The 17,027-nt window shown below is 36.2% G+C and carries 7 protein-coding genes; all 7 read left to right on the top strand.

The window, feature by feature from the left end; translation table 11 throughout:
- Positions 1 to 71 precede the first annotated feature (71 nt).
- Entirely contained in the window at positions 72 to 1,409 is a 1,338-nt protein-coding gene (gene argH / locus BZG02_RS06885) for an argininosuccinate lyase (protein ID WP_218972175.1), read from the top strand.
- A gap of 44 nt (positions 1,410 to 1,453) precedes the next feature.
- Positions 1,454 to 2,545: a glutamine-hydrolyzing carbamoyl-phosphate synthase small subunit gene (gene carA / locus BZG02_RS06880; RefSeq protein WP_101260689.1), complete on the top strand. Its 1,092-nt coding sequence runs from the start codon at positions 1,454 to 1,456 to the stop codon at positions 2,543 to 2,545.
- Between the two features lie 26 nt (positions 2,546 to 2,571).
- Positions 2,572 to 5,811 (top strand): carbamoyl-phosphate synthase (glutamine-hydrolyzing) large subunit, encoded by a 3,240-nt coding sequence (gene carB, locus BZG02_RS06875; protein ID WP_101260688.1) that lies wholly within the window; start codon positions 2,572 to 2,574, stop codon positions 5,809 to 5,811.
- A 748-nt stretch (positions 5,812 to 6,559) separates the two neighbouring features.
- Positions 6,560 to 9,511 (top strand): C25 family cysteine peptidase, encoded by a 2,952-nt coding sequence (locus tag BZG02_RS06870; RefSeq protein WP_101260687.1) that lies wholly within the window; start codon positions 6,560 to 6,562, stop codon positions 9,509 to 9,511.
- Positions 9,512 to 9,648: 137 nt separating this feature from the next.
- Positions 9,649 to 10,050, top strand: coding sequence for an acyl-CoA thioesterase (locus BZG02_RS06865; protein WP_101260686.1), 402 nt, complete (start codon positions 9,649 to 9,651; stop codon positions 10,048 to 10,050).
- Between the two features lie 494 nt (positions 10,051 to 10,544).
- A complete protein-coding gene (locus BZG02_RS06860) occupies positions 10,545 to 10,799 on the top strand; it encodes a hypothetical protein (RefSeq protein ID WP_101260685.1) in 255 nt (84 codons plus the stop codon).
- Between the two features lie 430 nt (positions 10,800 to 11,229).
- On the top strand, positions 11,230 to 16,905 hold the full coding sequence (locus tag BZG02_RS06855) for a beta strand repeat-containing protein (RefSeq protein ID WP_101260684.1): 5,676 nt from the start codon (positions 11,230 to 11,232) through the stop codon (positions 16,903 to 16,905).
- The last annotated feature ends 122 nt before the right edge of the window (positions 16,906 to 17,027 follow it).

Here is a 17,027-nt window from a genome sequence, read left to right as displayed (position 1 = left end):
AAAAGTTATAAAATACGAATCAGACAATTAAACAATAACATATACTCACACCTACTTTAAAGAGAATTACTATGAAACTTTGGGACAAAGGCGTAAAAGTCGACAAAAAAATAGAACAATTTACTGTTGGAATGGATCGCGAATTGGATGTACAATTGGCAGCCTTTGATGTACTTGGATCGCTTGCACATATTGAAATGCTCGAATCTATAGGGTTATTGGAGAAAACAGAATTAAAATTGATTCAGGAAGAATTACGAAAGATTTATTCTTCGATAAAAAATGATGCTTTTGTAATTGAAGATGGCACAGAGGATGTCCACTCTCAAATCGAATATCAACTCACTTTAGCTTTGGGAGATATTGGAAAAAAAATTCATAGTGGTAGATCTAGAAATGATCAGGTTTTGTTGGATTTAAAACTATTTACCCGAAATAAACTAGAAGAAATTGTTAGGGAAGGCAGATTGCTCTTTGATGAGTTGATTGCAAAGAGCAATGAAAATAAGGATGTATTAATACCTGGATATACTCACTTACAGGTTGCTATGCCATCTTCATTTGGTTTGTGGTTTGGGGCCTATGCCGAAAGTCTAACCGACGATATGATGGTGTTGCAAGCGGCTTATAAAGTGGTTAATCAGAATCCATTAGGATCTGGAGCCGGCTATGGTTCCTCTTTTCCATTAAACAGACGAATGACTACCGAATTGTTAGGTTTTAGAGACTTAAGTTATAATGTGGTTTATGCGCAAATGGGACGTGGAAAAATGGAATTTTCAGTATTGTCTGCTATTGCAAATATGGCCATGACCATTGGGAAATTAGCGATGGATGCTTGTCTTTACAACAGTCAGAATTTCAACTTTTTAAGTTTTCCTGATGAATTAACAACTGGTAGCAGTATCATGCCTCACAAAAAGAATCCTGATGTATTTGAATTAATTCGGGCACATGCAAATGCTTTACAAATGTTGCCAGCACAAATTCAGGCTGTTACCTCCAATCTTCCTTCCGGATATCATAGAGATTATCAGCTCACAAAGGAATTTTTCATGCCTGCGTTTGATAAAATGATTGCTTGTTTGGAAATGACAAGAATCATGCTTTCCGAGGTGAAAATTAATAAAAATGTTTTAGAGGATGAGCGTTATAAGTACATGTTTACTGTAGAAGAAGTGAACCAGATGGTATTGAACGGGGTTCCTTTTCGCGATGCTTACAAGAAGATAGGACAAATTGTGGAAGAAGGTAAATTTGAATATAAAGGTAGCGTGAAACACGTTCACGAAGGCAGTATTGGAAATTTATGTAATGATAAAATTGTAGATAAGATGAATGAGATTTTCATTGGTTTTAACTTTAACAAAACCAAAGAGGCCTACATGAATTTATTGAATAGAATTTAGATCATTGAAAAGAAATTTATATTTAACCATTTTATAGAACTTTTATGTCAGAAGAGACAAAAGCTAAATTAATTTTACAAGATGGATCGGAGTATGTCGGCACATCTTTTGGATACCAGGAATCTATTTCCGGAGAAATGGTGTTTAATACTGCAATGACAGGTTATCCAGAAAGTTTAACCGATCCTTCGTACCGAGGACAGATTTTGGTTAGTACTTTTCCTTTAATTGGAAACTATGGTGTTCCTGGAACACTTCAGGAAGATGACTTGTTTCGTTTTTATGAATCGGAAAAAATTCAGGTATCTGCATTTATTGTATCAGATTACACCGAGGAATTCAGTCATTGGAATGCGAGTTTAAGTCTGGGAGATTGGATGAAACAACACAAAATTCCAGGAATTTATGGTGTTGATACTCGAGCATTAACTAAAAAACTTCGCGAACAAGGCAGTATGCTTGCTAAAATTGTTTTTGAAGGCAAAGAACCTGAATGGAAAGATCCTAATTTAGAGAATCTGGTAGCGCAAGTAAGCACAACAGAGAAATTAGTTTACGGCAATGGAAAACACAAAGTTTTATTGTTGGATTGTGGTGTGAAAAATAACATTATTCGTTGTTTGTTAAAACGTGATACTACCGTAATTAGAGTTCCACACGATTACGATTTTACTCAAGAAGAATACGATGGATTATTTATTTCTAATGGTCCTGGAGATCCAAAACAAAATACAGAAGCAATTGCAAATCTCGCAAGTGTTTTTACTAAGAATACTCCAATTATGGGTATTTGTTTAGGTACTCAACTAATGGCATTGGCTGCTGGTGCTGATACCTATAAGCTAAAGTACGGACACCGTAGTCACAATCAGCCGGTTGTATTGAAAGGAAGTAAACGTTGCTTTATCACCTCTCAAAATCACGGATACGCCATTAATATGGATACTTTACCAAAGGAGTGGGAACCTTTGTTCGTTAATGCGAATGATAACACATGTGAAGGAATTAAGCATGTGAGTAAACCATTTTTTGCTTCTCAGTTTCACCCTGAAGCTTCCAGTGGTCCAACAGATACCGAATTCTTATTCGATGATTTCATTAATATGATGGAAGAATATAAAAGTAAAAAGCAATAGTTAAGCCCTTTAAATTCGCAAATAAAATGAAGCAAGATATTAAGAAAGTACTGGTATTAGGATCTGGAGCACTTAAAATTGGTGAAGCAGGGGAGTTTGATTATTCAGGGTCTCAGGCATTAAAAGCCATGAAGGAGGAAGGTATTTATACGGTACTTATCAATCCCAATATTGCCACGGTACAAACTTCGAAAGGGGTTGCCGATCAAATTTATTTTCTGCCAATTACACCGTTTTTTGTAGAGCAGGTAATCTTAAAAGAAAAGCCAGATGGAATTTTGTTGGCTTTTGGAGGACAAACCGCATTAAATTGTGGTATTGAACTATTCAATGCAGGTTTACTAAAAAAATACAATCTTCAGGTTTTAGGTACTCCAATAGAGACAATTATTAAAACAGAAGACAGAGAGATATTTGCCAACGAGTTGCGCAAAATAGATGTAAAAACTCCAAAATCTTTTGCTGTAGGATCTATTCCAGATGCTTTAAAAGCCGCCGAAGACTTAGGATTTCCGATTATTGTACGTGCAGCCTTTACTTTAGGTGGACAAGGTAGTGGTTTTTGTTCCAATATGTCAGAACTAGAAAAGTTGGCAGAAAATGCTCTTTCCTATTCAAGTCAGATATTGGTAGAGGAGTCCTTGAAAGGCTGGAAAGAGGTAGAGTATGAGGTTGTAAGGGATGCTTACGACAACTGTATTACTGTTTGTAATATGGAGAATTTTGATCCGCTGGGAATTCATACCGGAGAGAGTATTGTTATTGCGCCATCGCAAACACTAACAAATTCGGAGTATCACAAATTAAGGTCTTTAGCCATTAAGATTATCCGCCATATGGGTGTAGTGGGAGAATGTAATGTTCAGTATGCTCTTGATCCTAATTCGGAAGACTATCGTGTTATTGAAGTAAATGCACGATTATCAAGATCTTCTGCCCTGGCATCCAAAGCAACAGGATATCCTTTAGCTTTTGTGGCTGCCAAACTTGGTTTAGGATATGCTTTGCATGAACTTAAAAATACGGTAACACAAACAACTACAGCTTGTTTTGAGCCTGCTTTGGATTACGTGGTTTGTAAAATTCCTCGTTGGGATTTGAATAAATTTGAAGGGGTAACCAAAGAGATTGGGTCCAGCATGAAAAGCGTTGGAGAAGTTATGGCCATAGGTCGTAATTTCGAAGAAGCCATTCAGAAAGGTTTGCGTATGATTGGTCAGGGAATGCACGGTTTTGTTGGTAATGTTCATTCTAAATTCGAAGATATTGATCGTGAATTATCACATCCAACTGATATGCGTATTTTTTCGATCGCACAAGCTTTTGAAAACGGGTATTCTATCGATAAAATACACGATTTAACAAAAATCGATAAATGGTTCTTGAGCAAACTGGAGCACATTGCTAAATTAAAATGGGACCTTCAGAAATACAATAGCTTACAAGAATTACCTGATGCAGTACTTAAAGCTTCTAAAGTGTATGGTTTCTCTGATTTTCAGTTAGCCCGATTTGTGCTAAAACCGAATAATACGGATATGCAATCGGAGCTTTTAGAGGTGAGAAAACATCGAAAAGCAAAAGGCATAGTTCCTGTTGTAAAACAAATTGATACACTTGCTGCAGAATATCCTGCACAAACCAACTATGTTTATTTAACTTACAGTGGCGATGAAAATGACATCACCTATGTAGACGACAATCAATCGGTTATTGTATTGGGATCGGGGGCCTACAGAATAGGGTCTTCGGTAGAGTTTGACTGGTGTAGTGTGAATGCATTAAACACAGTTAATAAAGAAGGATTACGATCGGTAATGATTAATTACAATCCAGAAACAGTAAGTACCGATTACGATGTATGTGATCGTTTGTATTTCGATGAACTTTCATTCGAAAGAGTTTTGGATATTATCGATTTAGAATCACCTCGAGGAGTAATTGTATCGGTTGGTGGTCAAATCCCACAAAATTTGGCAATGCGTTTATATAAAGCAGATGTTAAAGTTTTGGGAACTTCTCCAGAATCAATCGACAGAGCAGAAAATCGCCAGACCTTCTCCGCAATGCTTGATGAATTGAAGATTGATCAGCCAAGATGGAAAGAGTTAACCAGTAAGGAAGCAATTAACGACTTTATTGATGAAGTAGGCTTTCCCGTCTTAATTCGGCCAAGTTACGTGCTTTCAGGAGCTGCAATGAATGTGGTTTCGAATCACGACGAATTGGGACATTTCTTGGATTTAGCAGCTCAGGTTTCTAAGCAATATCCTGTGGTGGTAAGTGAATTTATTCAGGAAGCCAAAGAAATTGAATTTGATGGGGTAGCTAAAAATGGAGAAATTATAATCGATGCCATTTCGGAACACGTTGAATTTGCTGGAGTTCATTCTGGAGATGCAACATTAGTGTTTCCGCCGCAGAAGCTTTATTTCGAAACCATTCGACGAATTCGAAAAATAGCAGGGAAAATTGCAAAATCGTTGAATATTACCGGACCATTCAATATGCAATTACTGGCAAAAGATAACGACATAAAAGTAATTGAGTGTAACCTGCGGGCAAGTAGAAGTTTTCCTTTTGTATCGAAAGTTATGGACTTTAATTTTGTCGAAACTGCTACTCAAGCAATGTTGGACGTTACTATACCCAATAACTTGCCATCTATGTTCGAGTTGGAGCATATTGGTATAAAAGCTTCCCAATTCTCCTTCTCACGACTATCAAAAGCAGACCCTGTTTTGGGGGTTGATATGTCATCTACAGGCGAAGTTGGTTGTATTGGTTCTGATTATTACGATGCTATCTTAAAAGCTATGCTATCAGTAGGTTATCGGATTCCGAAGAGTGCTATTCTTATTAGTAGTGGACCTATTCGCTCAAAAATTGAGCTTTTAAAAAGCGCTAAAATGCTTGAAGAAAGAGGACATAAATTGTATGGTACTAGAGGAACTGCAAAATTCTTGGAAGAGAACGGAATAAATATCGAAAGTGTTGGCTGGCCCGATGAAGATGTAGCAATTACTGCGCAAAATTTAATTAAGGAACGAAAAGTTGATTTAGTAATTAACATCCCTAAAAACTTAAGCAAATCGGAGCTGAATAACGACTATCTGATAAGAAGAACAGCGATTGATTTAAACATTCCCTTGGTAACCAATGCTCGTTTGGCATCTGCTTTTATCTATTCATTCTGCAAAAAATCTATTAACGATTTAGGAATTGATAGCTTTAGCGATTATGTGGATAAAAAAGATGGATTTTAAATTTTTATAACTTAAACTCTAATAGTAGTTATCCGTATTCAATTACCAGTATAATTCTTTAAGCCCCGATAGGTTTCGAAACCTATCGGGGCTTTTTAAGTTTCCTCCAAAAGGAGTATTCGATCTTTTCGTTTGGCTTAATGTTAGGGCTGAGAAGATAATATTTTACGCTATTTACATGATTTAGAATCTTAGTTTCGATTTGTATTATGTAGTAATTATCATACAAATTAATGTATTATGCACACTAATAGATAATATTAATATGATAATCTTTAAGCTTTGTATCGTTATAATTTATTTTTAATTCATAACTATTAAATAAATATATTCGTGACTTCACAGTTGTTTTAATTATAAAAGAAAATTTGTGCGCTTTTTTGAGTGATAAATACAAACATAACTTGATGTATTGTGCATGTTTTTTGTATTTAAATAAGAAAATAGTTTATTTTTCATCTTTAATTAACTATTTGTATAGTAACGTAATTATCTTTTTTACAACTTAATTTTTTATGCGTAATAATGTTTAATACTAGGAAACATAGTGCTTTGATAAGGTCAGGATCTGTAGTTGATAATAATTTTTCAAAAATTTTATAATTTTTTGGGTTACCTTTTTACAATATGGGGAATAAAAGGGTGTGGTAATTAATTTCGCATTTTGAAAATTGTGAGTATTTGGACTAAATATTCATTCAAATTATCACAATCAATTACCAAATGATAATAACTAAAAAATTTACTTATGAAAAAAACATTTTACACCTTATGGGGATGGGCTATTGTTCTTATCCTTGCAACCTCCTTTAATGCTTTTGCTCAAAAGCGAGAACACATTAAAATCAATCCGAATAATCGTAACGACAAAAATGAGATGAGTCTAAAATCATCTGCTGGAAACGATTATGTTCTTGATTTTACCTTAAACTCTTACGATCTTATTTGGATTGAAAAAGAAAGTGCCTATAAAGTAGAAGCCAGCAACATGGGCGATATTCTACAAAAAGGTGATCCTGCGTTGCCTCGTTACGCTCAATCCATCATGATTCCTGCTAGCGCCGACATGCAGGTCGAGATTCTTGCCTCAGAGTTTATAGAAATAAACGATATCAAAATAGTCTCTTCGAAAGGAGATCTAACTAGAGATATTGATCCAAAGACTATTCCATATCAATATGGCGATAGCTATGGTAAAGATGCTTTTTTCCCAACAGAATTGGCACTATTGAACGATCCGTATATCTTACGAAGTGTTCGTGGACAAGCCGTTGTTGTGCAACCAATTGTCTATAATCCAATTCAGAAAAAGTTGAGGATTTATACTCATCTGGAAATAAAAGTGAGTCCAAGTCAAAAAATGTCAACTAAAAATGTAATGTCGAGTACCAAATCGCTTGTTGCGGATAATGATTTTGATAAAATCTATCAAAGTCATTTTCTAAATTATTCAAGTACTAGTACTAAATATACTGCATTGAATGATGCTCCTGGTAATATGTTAATTATTTGCTATGACGATTTTATGGACGAAATGGCAGATTTTGTAGCATGGAAAAAACAGAAAGGAATAGCCGTAGAAATGGTTGCAGTAAGTACAATCGGAAATGCTTCGGCAATTAAAACCTATGTAAGTAACTACTATAATACGCATGGTTTAACCTTTCTTTTACTTGTAGGGGATGCCGCACAAGTTCCAACATCATCCACTAGTGCAGGAGATTCCGATAATAATTATGGATTTATTGTTGGTAGCGATCACTATATCGATATTTTTGTTGGTCGGTTTTCAGCCGAAAATGCCAGTCAGGTAACCACTCAGGTTAATAGAACAATTTACTACGAAAGAGATGTAACTTCTGCTGATACATGGTTATCTTCAGGTGTAGGTATTGCTTCCAACGAAGGTTCTAATCCTTCTGATGCGGAGCACATGAATACAATTCAAGGCAAATTGGAAGGATATGGATATGGTATTACTCGTTGCTATCAGAGTGGTGGAAGTGCCAGTCAATTAACTAGTTTGCTAAATTCAGGTAAAAGTTTAATTAATTATGTGGGACATGGCTCCAATACTAGTTTTGCGAGTATGGTATATACCAGTTCCAATGTAAATAGCCTAACTAATAAAAACAAGCTTCCTTTTATTTTTGATGTAGCTTGCGTAAATGGAAACTTTAAATCAATCACTTGTTTTGCCGAATCATGGTTAAGGGCAACAAATAATGGTGTTGCAACAGGAGCGATAGCTATTTGTGCTTCTACTATCAATCAATCATGGGTGCCACCTATGATTGCTCAAACCGAGATGAATGATATTTTAGTAGAGAGTTATGCCAATAATATTCGAAGAACATTTACAGGTTTGGCTTTAAATGGAATGTTTAAAATGGTAGATGTTTACGGATCTGGAGGTGAAACCATGTTAGATACTTGGACTATCTTTGGAGATCCATCATTGCAGGTGAGAACAAAAACACCTGGTAATTTGCAAGTGAGTCATTCAGGAACTCTTGCTCCAAATAGCAATCAATTGGTAGTTACTTGTACAACTAATGATGCATGGGTTTCTTTAACTTTAAATGGGGAAATTTTAGGAACTGCAAAAACCAGTAGTGGATCGGCAACAGTTTCTTTTAGTCCTCTGCCTACATCAGGTGTGGTAAAAGTTACCGTATGTGCTTATAATAAAATTCCTTACACTGCAAATGTAAATATTTCAGGATCAGGATCTAGTGATGTTATCGCAAATTTCACCACCAACAAAACTACTATTTATGAAGGTGAAAGTATTAGTTTCTCCGATTTATCATCAAACAATCCAACAGCTTGGAATTGGTCTTTTATTGGTGGAACTCCAACAACTAGCTCTAAACAAAATCCAAATGTAATTTATAATACAGAGGGAACCTACTCAGTCTCTTTAACTGCATCTAAAACAGGCAGTACTGATACAAAAACAATTGCCGATATAATTACAGTAAGTGCTCCAACTCAACAAAGTTATTGCGAGGCAACAACCAATGGATGCAGTTCTTACGAATACATTTCGAGTGTTTTGTTTGGAACAATCAATCAGACTTCCGTTTGTAAAAAATATACCGATTACACTTCTCAGCAAGCTTTGGTTGAGCCAGGTGGGACTTACGCTATAACTATAAATGTTGGTCGTCCGGACTCTCGAGACTATGTAAGTGTTTGGTTTGATTGGAATCGAGATGGTGATTTTGAAGATGCCAATGAAGAATATGCATTAAGTTATAGCATTAGTGGTGGACTAGGACAAGCAGTTGGTTCAATTTCAGTTCCTAACAATGCAAATTTAGGAACCACAAGAATGAGGGTTCGTTTAACCTACAATACAAGTCCGTTAGCTTGCGGTAATACTAGTTATGGCGAAATAGAAGATTATGGAATTAAAGTGGAAGCTAGCAGAGAGGAAAGAGAACGAGAAATTTCCAATAATGCTGCAGTTAGCCTTTATCCAAATCCAGCGGTTGATTTTTTCAAAATAGAATTAAAAGGTGTTTCAGCTGAAATGACTGTTAAAATAGTAAACCTTACAGGAAGTGTAGTTCGAACTTATAAAACAGATGGCTCAAAAGAGATTGATGTAACAGGTTTGAATGCAGGAGTGTACATGGTTAAAATTGATGCAGATGGTAACAGTTGGACCAAAAAATTGATTGTGAATCGATAAAAATGTTCTAGTCAACATTTTAGAACTGTTGAGATATTATCTCAGCAGTTCTTTTTTTTTATGTATTTCTTAAGGAAAATTTTAATTCTTATTTCTTAAATATTATTAAATTTAACTTTTCAATAAAAACGAGTTTAATGGTAAAATATATATACAAAATCAAGTTTAAAGTTCGAGATTACGAGTGTGATATTCAGGGAGTTGTAAATAATTCGGTCTATCAAAATTATTTAGAGCATGCTCGTCATGAGTTTTTGGAATCTATTGGCACTAATTTTAAAGCACTGCACGAACAAGGTACAGATGCAATGGTATCACGAATTGAAATAGATTACAAAACCTCATTAACATGTGGGGATGAATTTGAGGTTCGCTTAAATATTGAGCGGGAAGGAGTAAAATTGGTGTTTAATGAAGATATTTATCGATTATCTGATAATAAAATTTGCGCGAAAGGGAAGGTATATACGATTTGTTTGGTGCATGGTCGTTTATCGAAGGGCGAACTGTTCGATGAACTATTTGCTACATATCTCTAGCATAAAATTAAGAATTAATCCTCTGCTTAAACAGAGGATTGATAGTATTTAATACTTGGTATTATTTTTTTATACTATTTTAATTGATTGGGATTATTGGGGAATCTGCTATGTTTTGCAACCTAAAAGAAGAATTGGAATCAAAAAAAAAGGATCAGCAACCAACTGATCCTTTTAAATTTAACCCCAATCTCAATCTATGATAAAACTACTTAATCTTTTGTGCTACACCATGAAGTTAATATAAAATATAGTTAAGAGCTATTAAGGGAGGTTAAATAAAATTAAAAGGGTGGTTGTCCAATTTTTGGAGTAAAATTTAAGTTTCTATCTGTTAGGGATAAATAAATTTTGACTTCTATAATATCTTTCTATATTATGCAAGATAGAAAGCCTTCCATTATTAAACATCACTAATTTTAGCACATCACAATTGTAACGTTTAAGATGCTTCGTGCGACTATATTATACTTGTAGCTATAGGTGCACCATTTGTGGTATTAGGTCCGATTTTAATAGAGTTTGCGGTTTTAAAGGCTATAGCAGGATGGTTGGAATTGGTTTTTGGCGTGATTATTTTGAAACTCATAGATAAAGTCTTTCAGAATAGAGGAGGTGATAATATACTATTTACTAATCCTAAAGTCGATTTTAATGTGGCAATAGTTTCGCTAGTAATTTTTGCTGGGATAATTCCTTCAAAACGTGTAGTGGAAATACGTCCTATTGATTCAATTCGCGAAGAATAATTTGACATTTCATTATTCATATTAAGTCTATTTAATTTGTTTTGTCCATAAAAAACATCGAATCCCAGTCGTAAAATAGTATTTCAACTTGAAAATTGCTTCCGTAATAAAATTTACTCCTGCTATTTCCCATATCAAAGCCTTTTTAGCTTGCTGTTTCGGATGTTTTCTATAAATTTATTGCAAATAAGAGGCTTTACGGGGTAGAATACTATATTCAGTAAACTTTTTACTAATCCAACCGTACAATTATTTGTTATTCTTGAATTGTATTTTAAAATGTACTGTTGCATAGATACTATGTGAGTTTGATAAGTTGTTTTTATTTCTGAAATAATAAAATCAAACTTATTCATAAGTATTTTTTATAGATTCATTTTTGTGATGAATGAGGGATGAATGAGGGATGCGAAAATCAAATAATGATTAGATGAAAAGACTTTTACTCTTTGTAGTGCTTTTTTTATTATTATTTGCTTCGGTTGGAATGGGAACATTTAGCCGGTTATCTGCTGGTGGAAAATTGAATAAGGATCAGTTTTTTAATTTAGCTCCACTTCCTATTCCAGCTCCACCTGTCCCAACAAATGATTATTCCTGTGCCGCTATATCACTGATTGTTTCTAGTTCTTGTTCTTTTTCTCAATTCACCAATGTCGGTGCAACAATTTGGTCGCCAGGAGACCCCGAATATGTGAATGATGATGGGTTAAGCGATTTTGATGGAGGAGATGTTTGGTTTATAGTTACCGTTCCTACATCAGGAGAACTTTTCATAAAAACCGTTTCGGATGATGAAAATGATGCTTGGATGGATAAAGTTAGATTTGCAATTTATAAGGGTGCTTGTAGTTCTCCAACGATATTAGAAGATGCTCAACTTGATAATGATGAATCTCTTGAAATTACCGGAATTTCAGGCGTTAATGCTGGTGATGATTTATTAATTCGTGTTTGGGATCACCATAATGTTACGGGTGGTATTTTTGAACTATGCGTTTACGATGAATGTGTAGGTATTGTTGTAGACGCAGGCCTCAATGATACAATTTGTAAGTCTGCATTATCTTATTCTATTTCCGGCACATCTTCGGCCAACACATCATCAGTAACATGGACTACTTCTGGAGATGGAGGTTTTGATGATTCGTCACAAGAAAATCCGATATATACATTAGGAAGTAATGACAAAAACAATGGTTCTGTTACGCTTACAAAAACAGGCTACAATTCACTAGGATGTTCCGATGTTATTGATGAGATGATCTTAACGATTTCTCCTGACCCGATAGCAGAAGCAGGAGACGATGATGCGATTTGTGAAACAGAGCTTTCATATACTTTTAGTGGGCCAACTTCGTCTAATGGTGATATTCAATGGTCTACAACCGGAGCAGGAACATTTAATGATGCAACACTCGAGAATCCGACCTACACGTTTGATTTATCGGATTCTGAAACCCTTACATTCACAAAAACTGTGAGTGTAAATGGATGCTCAAATGCGAACAATATGGATTTGACTATTTCTGAATCTACAATAGCTATTGCAGGCTCTGGTGGTGAATCTTGTGATGTGGATTTTACTTTTGATGCCACAACACCAAGTGTTGGTATAGGTACTTGGTCTATCGTTTCAAAGCCAATCACTGGAGGAATTTTTAGCTATTCAACGAACAATAACGATCCTAAAACGACAGTTACCGTTACTGCTCCTGGTAATTATGAATTTGCATGGACAGTTGTAAATGGAGCTTGTACAGATGCGGATACAATAGGTGTTGTTTTTATTCAAAATATTTTTTCAGTACCTGGACCTAATAGTAATGTTTGTGATACGAAAATCGGTAGATTAACAGTAATCAGTAATAGTGTAGGAACTCCACACTGGAACTTAAAGTCAGGGCCAGGAACAGCGGATATTAAAACACCAAACTCTTTTGAATCTGATGTTGAAGTAAGTGTGTTTGGCTTATATGAGTTTACACTAACCGTTACTAGTGGAAGTTGTTCAGTTAGTAATGATATGCAAATTGAATTTCACCAATCGCCAATTATAGAAGGTGTTGTGGCTGCCTCAATTTGTAAAGATTCTCCATCTTATGAAATTACAGGCAGTAGTTCAATAAACGCTACTGATATTTTATGGTCTACATCAGGCAATGGAACTTTTGACGATGCAACTGTAGAAAATCCTATTTACACAATTGGATCCAGCGATATTAGTACGGTAACTTTAACAAAAACAGTTAGTAATATAGGATGTACTCCGGTTAGTGCTGATATGATTTTAACTATTTCAGAACCTTCAACGGTAACTATGGGTTTGAATGATGAAGTTTGTTCAAGTGCGAATTCCTATAAAGTTACTGGGAGTACATCTACAAATGCCTCTTCAATTTTGTGGACAAGTTCAGGATCTGGGACTTTTGATGATGATAGTGCTGAGAATCCAATTTATATATTCGATTCGAACGAAAGTGGAGTAGTAACCTTAACAAAAACAGTTAATAATTTAGGTTGTTCTTCGGTTAGTGCTGAAATGCTTTTAACAATAACACCTGCTCCAGAAGGAAATGTTGGAGTAGGTGGTGATGCATGTGGCCTGTCTTATACTTTAGCCGCTACAGTAAGTGCAGGAACAGGAATTTGGTCACAAGTTACCGGGCCAGTAGGCAGTTCAACAATTTTTAGTGCAATTAATTCAGGAAGTTCAACAGCTACGGCAAGTGAATACGGAACTTACGTTTACCGCTGGACCATTTCCAATGGAATCTGCACACCATACAGTGCAGATATTACTGTAAATTTCTATGAAACACCAAGTACTGCAACAGTTGGTGCAAATCAAGATATTTGTTCCGATCTATTTACAACAAGTTTAGGCGGAAATACTCCTGCAGTTGGAAATGGAGAATGGTCACAAGTTACCGGACCAGTAGGAAGTTCAACAATTTTCAGTGCAATTAATTCAGGAAGTTCAACAGCTGCTGCAAGTGAATATGGAACTTACGTTTACCGCTGGACCATTTCCAATGGAACTTGTACACCATCCAGTGCAGATGTTACTGTAAATTTTTATGAAACACCAAGTACTGCAACAGTTGGTGCAAATCAAGATATTTGTTCCGATCTATTTACAGCAAGTTTAGGCGGAAATACTCCTGCTGTTGGAAATGGAAAATGGTCTCAAGTTACCGGGCCAGTAGGCAGTTCAACTACTTTTAGTGCAATTAATTCAGGAAGTTCAACAGCTGCTGTAAGTGAATATGGAACTTACGTTTACCGCTGGACCATTTCCAATGGAACTTGTACAGCATCCAGTGCAGATATTACTGTAAATTTCTATGAAACACCAAGTACTGCAACAGTTGGTGCAAATCAAGATATTTGTTCCGATCTAATTACAGCAAGTTTAGGCGGAAATACTCCTGCTGTTGGAAATGGAACTTGGTCTCAAGTTACCGGGCCAGTAGGCAGTTCAACTACTTTTAGTGCAATTAATTCAGGAAGTTCAACAGCTACTGCAAGTGAATACGGAACTTACGTTTACCGCTGGACCATTTCTAATGGAACTTGTACAGCATCCAGTGCAGATATTACTGTAAATTTCTATGAAACACCAAGTATTGCAACAGTTGGTGCAAATCAAGATATTTGTTCCGATCTATTTACAACAAGTTTAGGTGGAAATTCTCCTGTAGTTGGAAATGGAGAATGGTCACAAGTTGCCGGGCCAGTAGGAAGTTCAACAATCTTTAGTGCGATTAATTCAGGAAGTTCAACAGCTGCTGCAAGTGAATACGGAACTTACGTTTACCGCTGGACCATTTCCAATGGAACTTGTACACCATCCAGTGCAGATGTTACTGTAAATTTCTATGAAACACCAAGTACTGCAACAGTTGGTGCAAATCAAGATATTTGTTCCGATCTATTTACAGGAAGTTTAGGCGGAAATACTCCTGCTGTTGGAAATGGAGAATGGTCACAAGTTGCCGGGCCAGTAGGCAGTTCAACAATTTTTAGTGCAATTAATTCAGGAAGTTCAACAGCTGCTGCAAATGCATACGGAACTTACGTTTACCGCTGGACCATTTCCAATGGAACTTGTACAGCATCCAGTGCAGATATTTCTGTAAATTTCTATGAAACACCAAGTATTGCAACAGTTGGTGCAAATCAAGATATTTGTTCCGATCTATTTACAGCAAGTTTAGGCGGAAATACTCCTGCTGTTGGAAATGGAGAATGGTCTCAAGTTGCCGGGCCAGTAGGCAGTTCAACAATTTTTAGTGCAATTAATTCAGGAAGTTCAACAGCTGCTGCAAGTGAATATGGAACTTACGTTTACCACTGGACCATTTCCAATGGAATCTGTACACCATCCAGTGCAGATATTACTGTAAATTTCTATGAAACACCAAGTACTGCAACAGTTGGTGCGAATCAAGATATTTGTTCCGATCTATTTACAGCAAGTTTAGGCGGAAATACTCCTGCTGTTGGAAATGGAACTTGGTCACAAGTTGCTGGGCCAGTAGGCAGTTCAACTACTTTTAGTGCGATTAATTCAGGAAGTTCAACAGTTGCTGCAAGTGAATACGGAACTTACGTTTACCGCTGGACCATTTCCAATGGCACTTGTACAGCATCCAGTGCAGATATTACTGTAAATTTCTATGAAACACCAAGTATTGCAACAGTTGGTGCAAATCAAGATATTTGTTCCGATCTATTTACAGCAAGTTTAGGCGGAAATACTCCTGCTGTTGGAAATGGAACTTGGTCTCAAGTTACTGGGCCAGTAGGCAGTTCAACAATTTTTAGTGCAATTAATTCAGGAAGTTCAACAGCTGCTGCAAGTGAATACGGAACTTACGTTTACCGCTGGACCATTTCCAATGGAATCTGCACACCATACAGTGCAGATGTTACTGTAAATTTCTATGAAACACCAAGTATTGCAACAGTTGGTGTTAATCAGGATATTTGTTCCGATCTATTTACAGCAAGTTTAGGCGGAAATACTCCTGCTGTTGGAAATGGAGAATGGTCACAAGTTACCGGGCCAGTAGGAAGTTCAACAATTTTTAGTGCAATTAATTCAGGAAGTTCAACAGCTGCTGCAAGTGAATATGGAACTTACGTTTACCGCTGGACCATTTCCAATGGCACTTGTACAGCATCCAGTGCAGATATTACTGTAAATTTCTATGAAACACCAAGTACTGCAACAGTTGGTGCGAATCAAGATATTTGTTCCGATCTATTTACAGCAAGTTTAGGCGGAAATACTCCTGCTGTTGGAAATGGAACTTGGTCTCAAGTTACCGGGCCAGTAGGCAGTTCAACTACTTTTAGTGCAATTAATTCAGGAAGTTCAACAGCTGCTGCAAGTGAATATGGAACTTACGTTTACCGCTGGACCATTTCCAATGGAATCTGTACACCATCCAGTGCAGATATTACTGTAAATTTCTATGAAACACCAAGTATTGCAACAGTTGGTGCAAATCAAGATATTTGTTCCGATCTAATTACAGCAAGTTTAGGCGGAAATACTCCTGCTGTTGGAATAGGAACTTGGTCTCAAGTTACCGGGCCAGTAGGCAGTTCAACAATTTTTAGTGCAATTAATTCAGGAAGTTCAACAGCTGCTGCAAGTGAATATGGAACTTACGTTTACCGCTGGACCATTTCCAATGGAACTTGTACACCATTCAGTGCAGATATTACTGTAAATTTTTATGAAACACCAAGTACTGCAACGGTTGGTGTTAATCAGGATATTTGTTCCGATCTATTTACAGCAAGTTTAGGCGGAAATACTCCTGCTGTTGGAAATGGAGAATGGTCTCAAGTTACCGGGCCAGTAGGCAGTTCAACTACTTTTAGTGCAATTAATTCAGGAAGTTCAACAGCTGCTGCAAGTGAATATGGAACTTACGTTTACCGCTGGACCATTTCTAATGGTAGTTGCTCGTCAAATAGTGCTGACATAACCGTGACTTATTATGAAGAAGCTAGTACTGCAACGGTTGGTGTTGATCAATATTATTGCGATCAACTAAGTAGTGGAAGTTTAGAAGGAAACACTCTATAGTACCCTCGTTTTGTTGGACCAAGATTTCTGTTTTCTAAGTTGAATTTAAGCTGCCATATTATAGATTATAAACGGCTTCTTCCTATCGATGCCTTGATGATCTCTGTTATGATATCTATCAA

This window comes from Labilibaculum filiforme (assembly GCF_002843315.1).
GTDB classification, from domain to species: domain Bacteria; phylum Bacteroidota; class Bacteroidia; order Bacteroidales; family Marinifilaceae; genus Labilibaculum; species Labilibaculum filiforme.
Note: the sequence above shows the minus strand (reverse complement) of the source record. Positions and strands in the feature narration are given on the sequence as shown.

Excerpts from the sequence above, each read along its gene's own strand:
- BZG02_RS06870 (WP_101260687.1), top strand. The coding sequence starts at position 6,560 with ATGAAAAAAACATTTTACACCTTATGGGGATGGGCTATTGTTCTTATC.
- BZG02_RS06855 (WP_101260684.1), top strand. The coding sequence starts at position 11,230 with ATGAAAAGACTTTTACTCTTTGTAGTGCTTTTTTTATTATTATTTGCT.
- carA (WP_101260689.1), top strand. The coding sequence starts at position 1,454 with ATGTCAGAAGAGACAAAAGCTAAATTAATTTTACAAGATGGATCGGAG.
- BZG02_RS06865 (WP_101260686.1), top strand. The coding sequence starts at position 9,649 with ATGGTAAAATATATATACAAAATCAAGTTTAAAGTTCGAGATTACGAG.
- argH (WP_218972175.1), top strand. The coding sequence starts at position 72 with ATGAAACTTTGGGACAAAGGCGTAAAAGTCGACAAAAAAATAGAACAA.
- carB (WP_101260688.1), top strand. The coding sequence starts at position 2,572 with ATGAAGCAAGATATTAAGAAAGTACTGGTATTAGGATCTGGAGCACTT.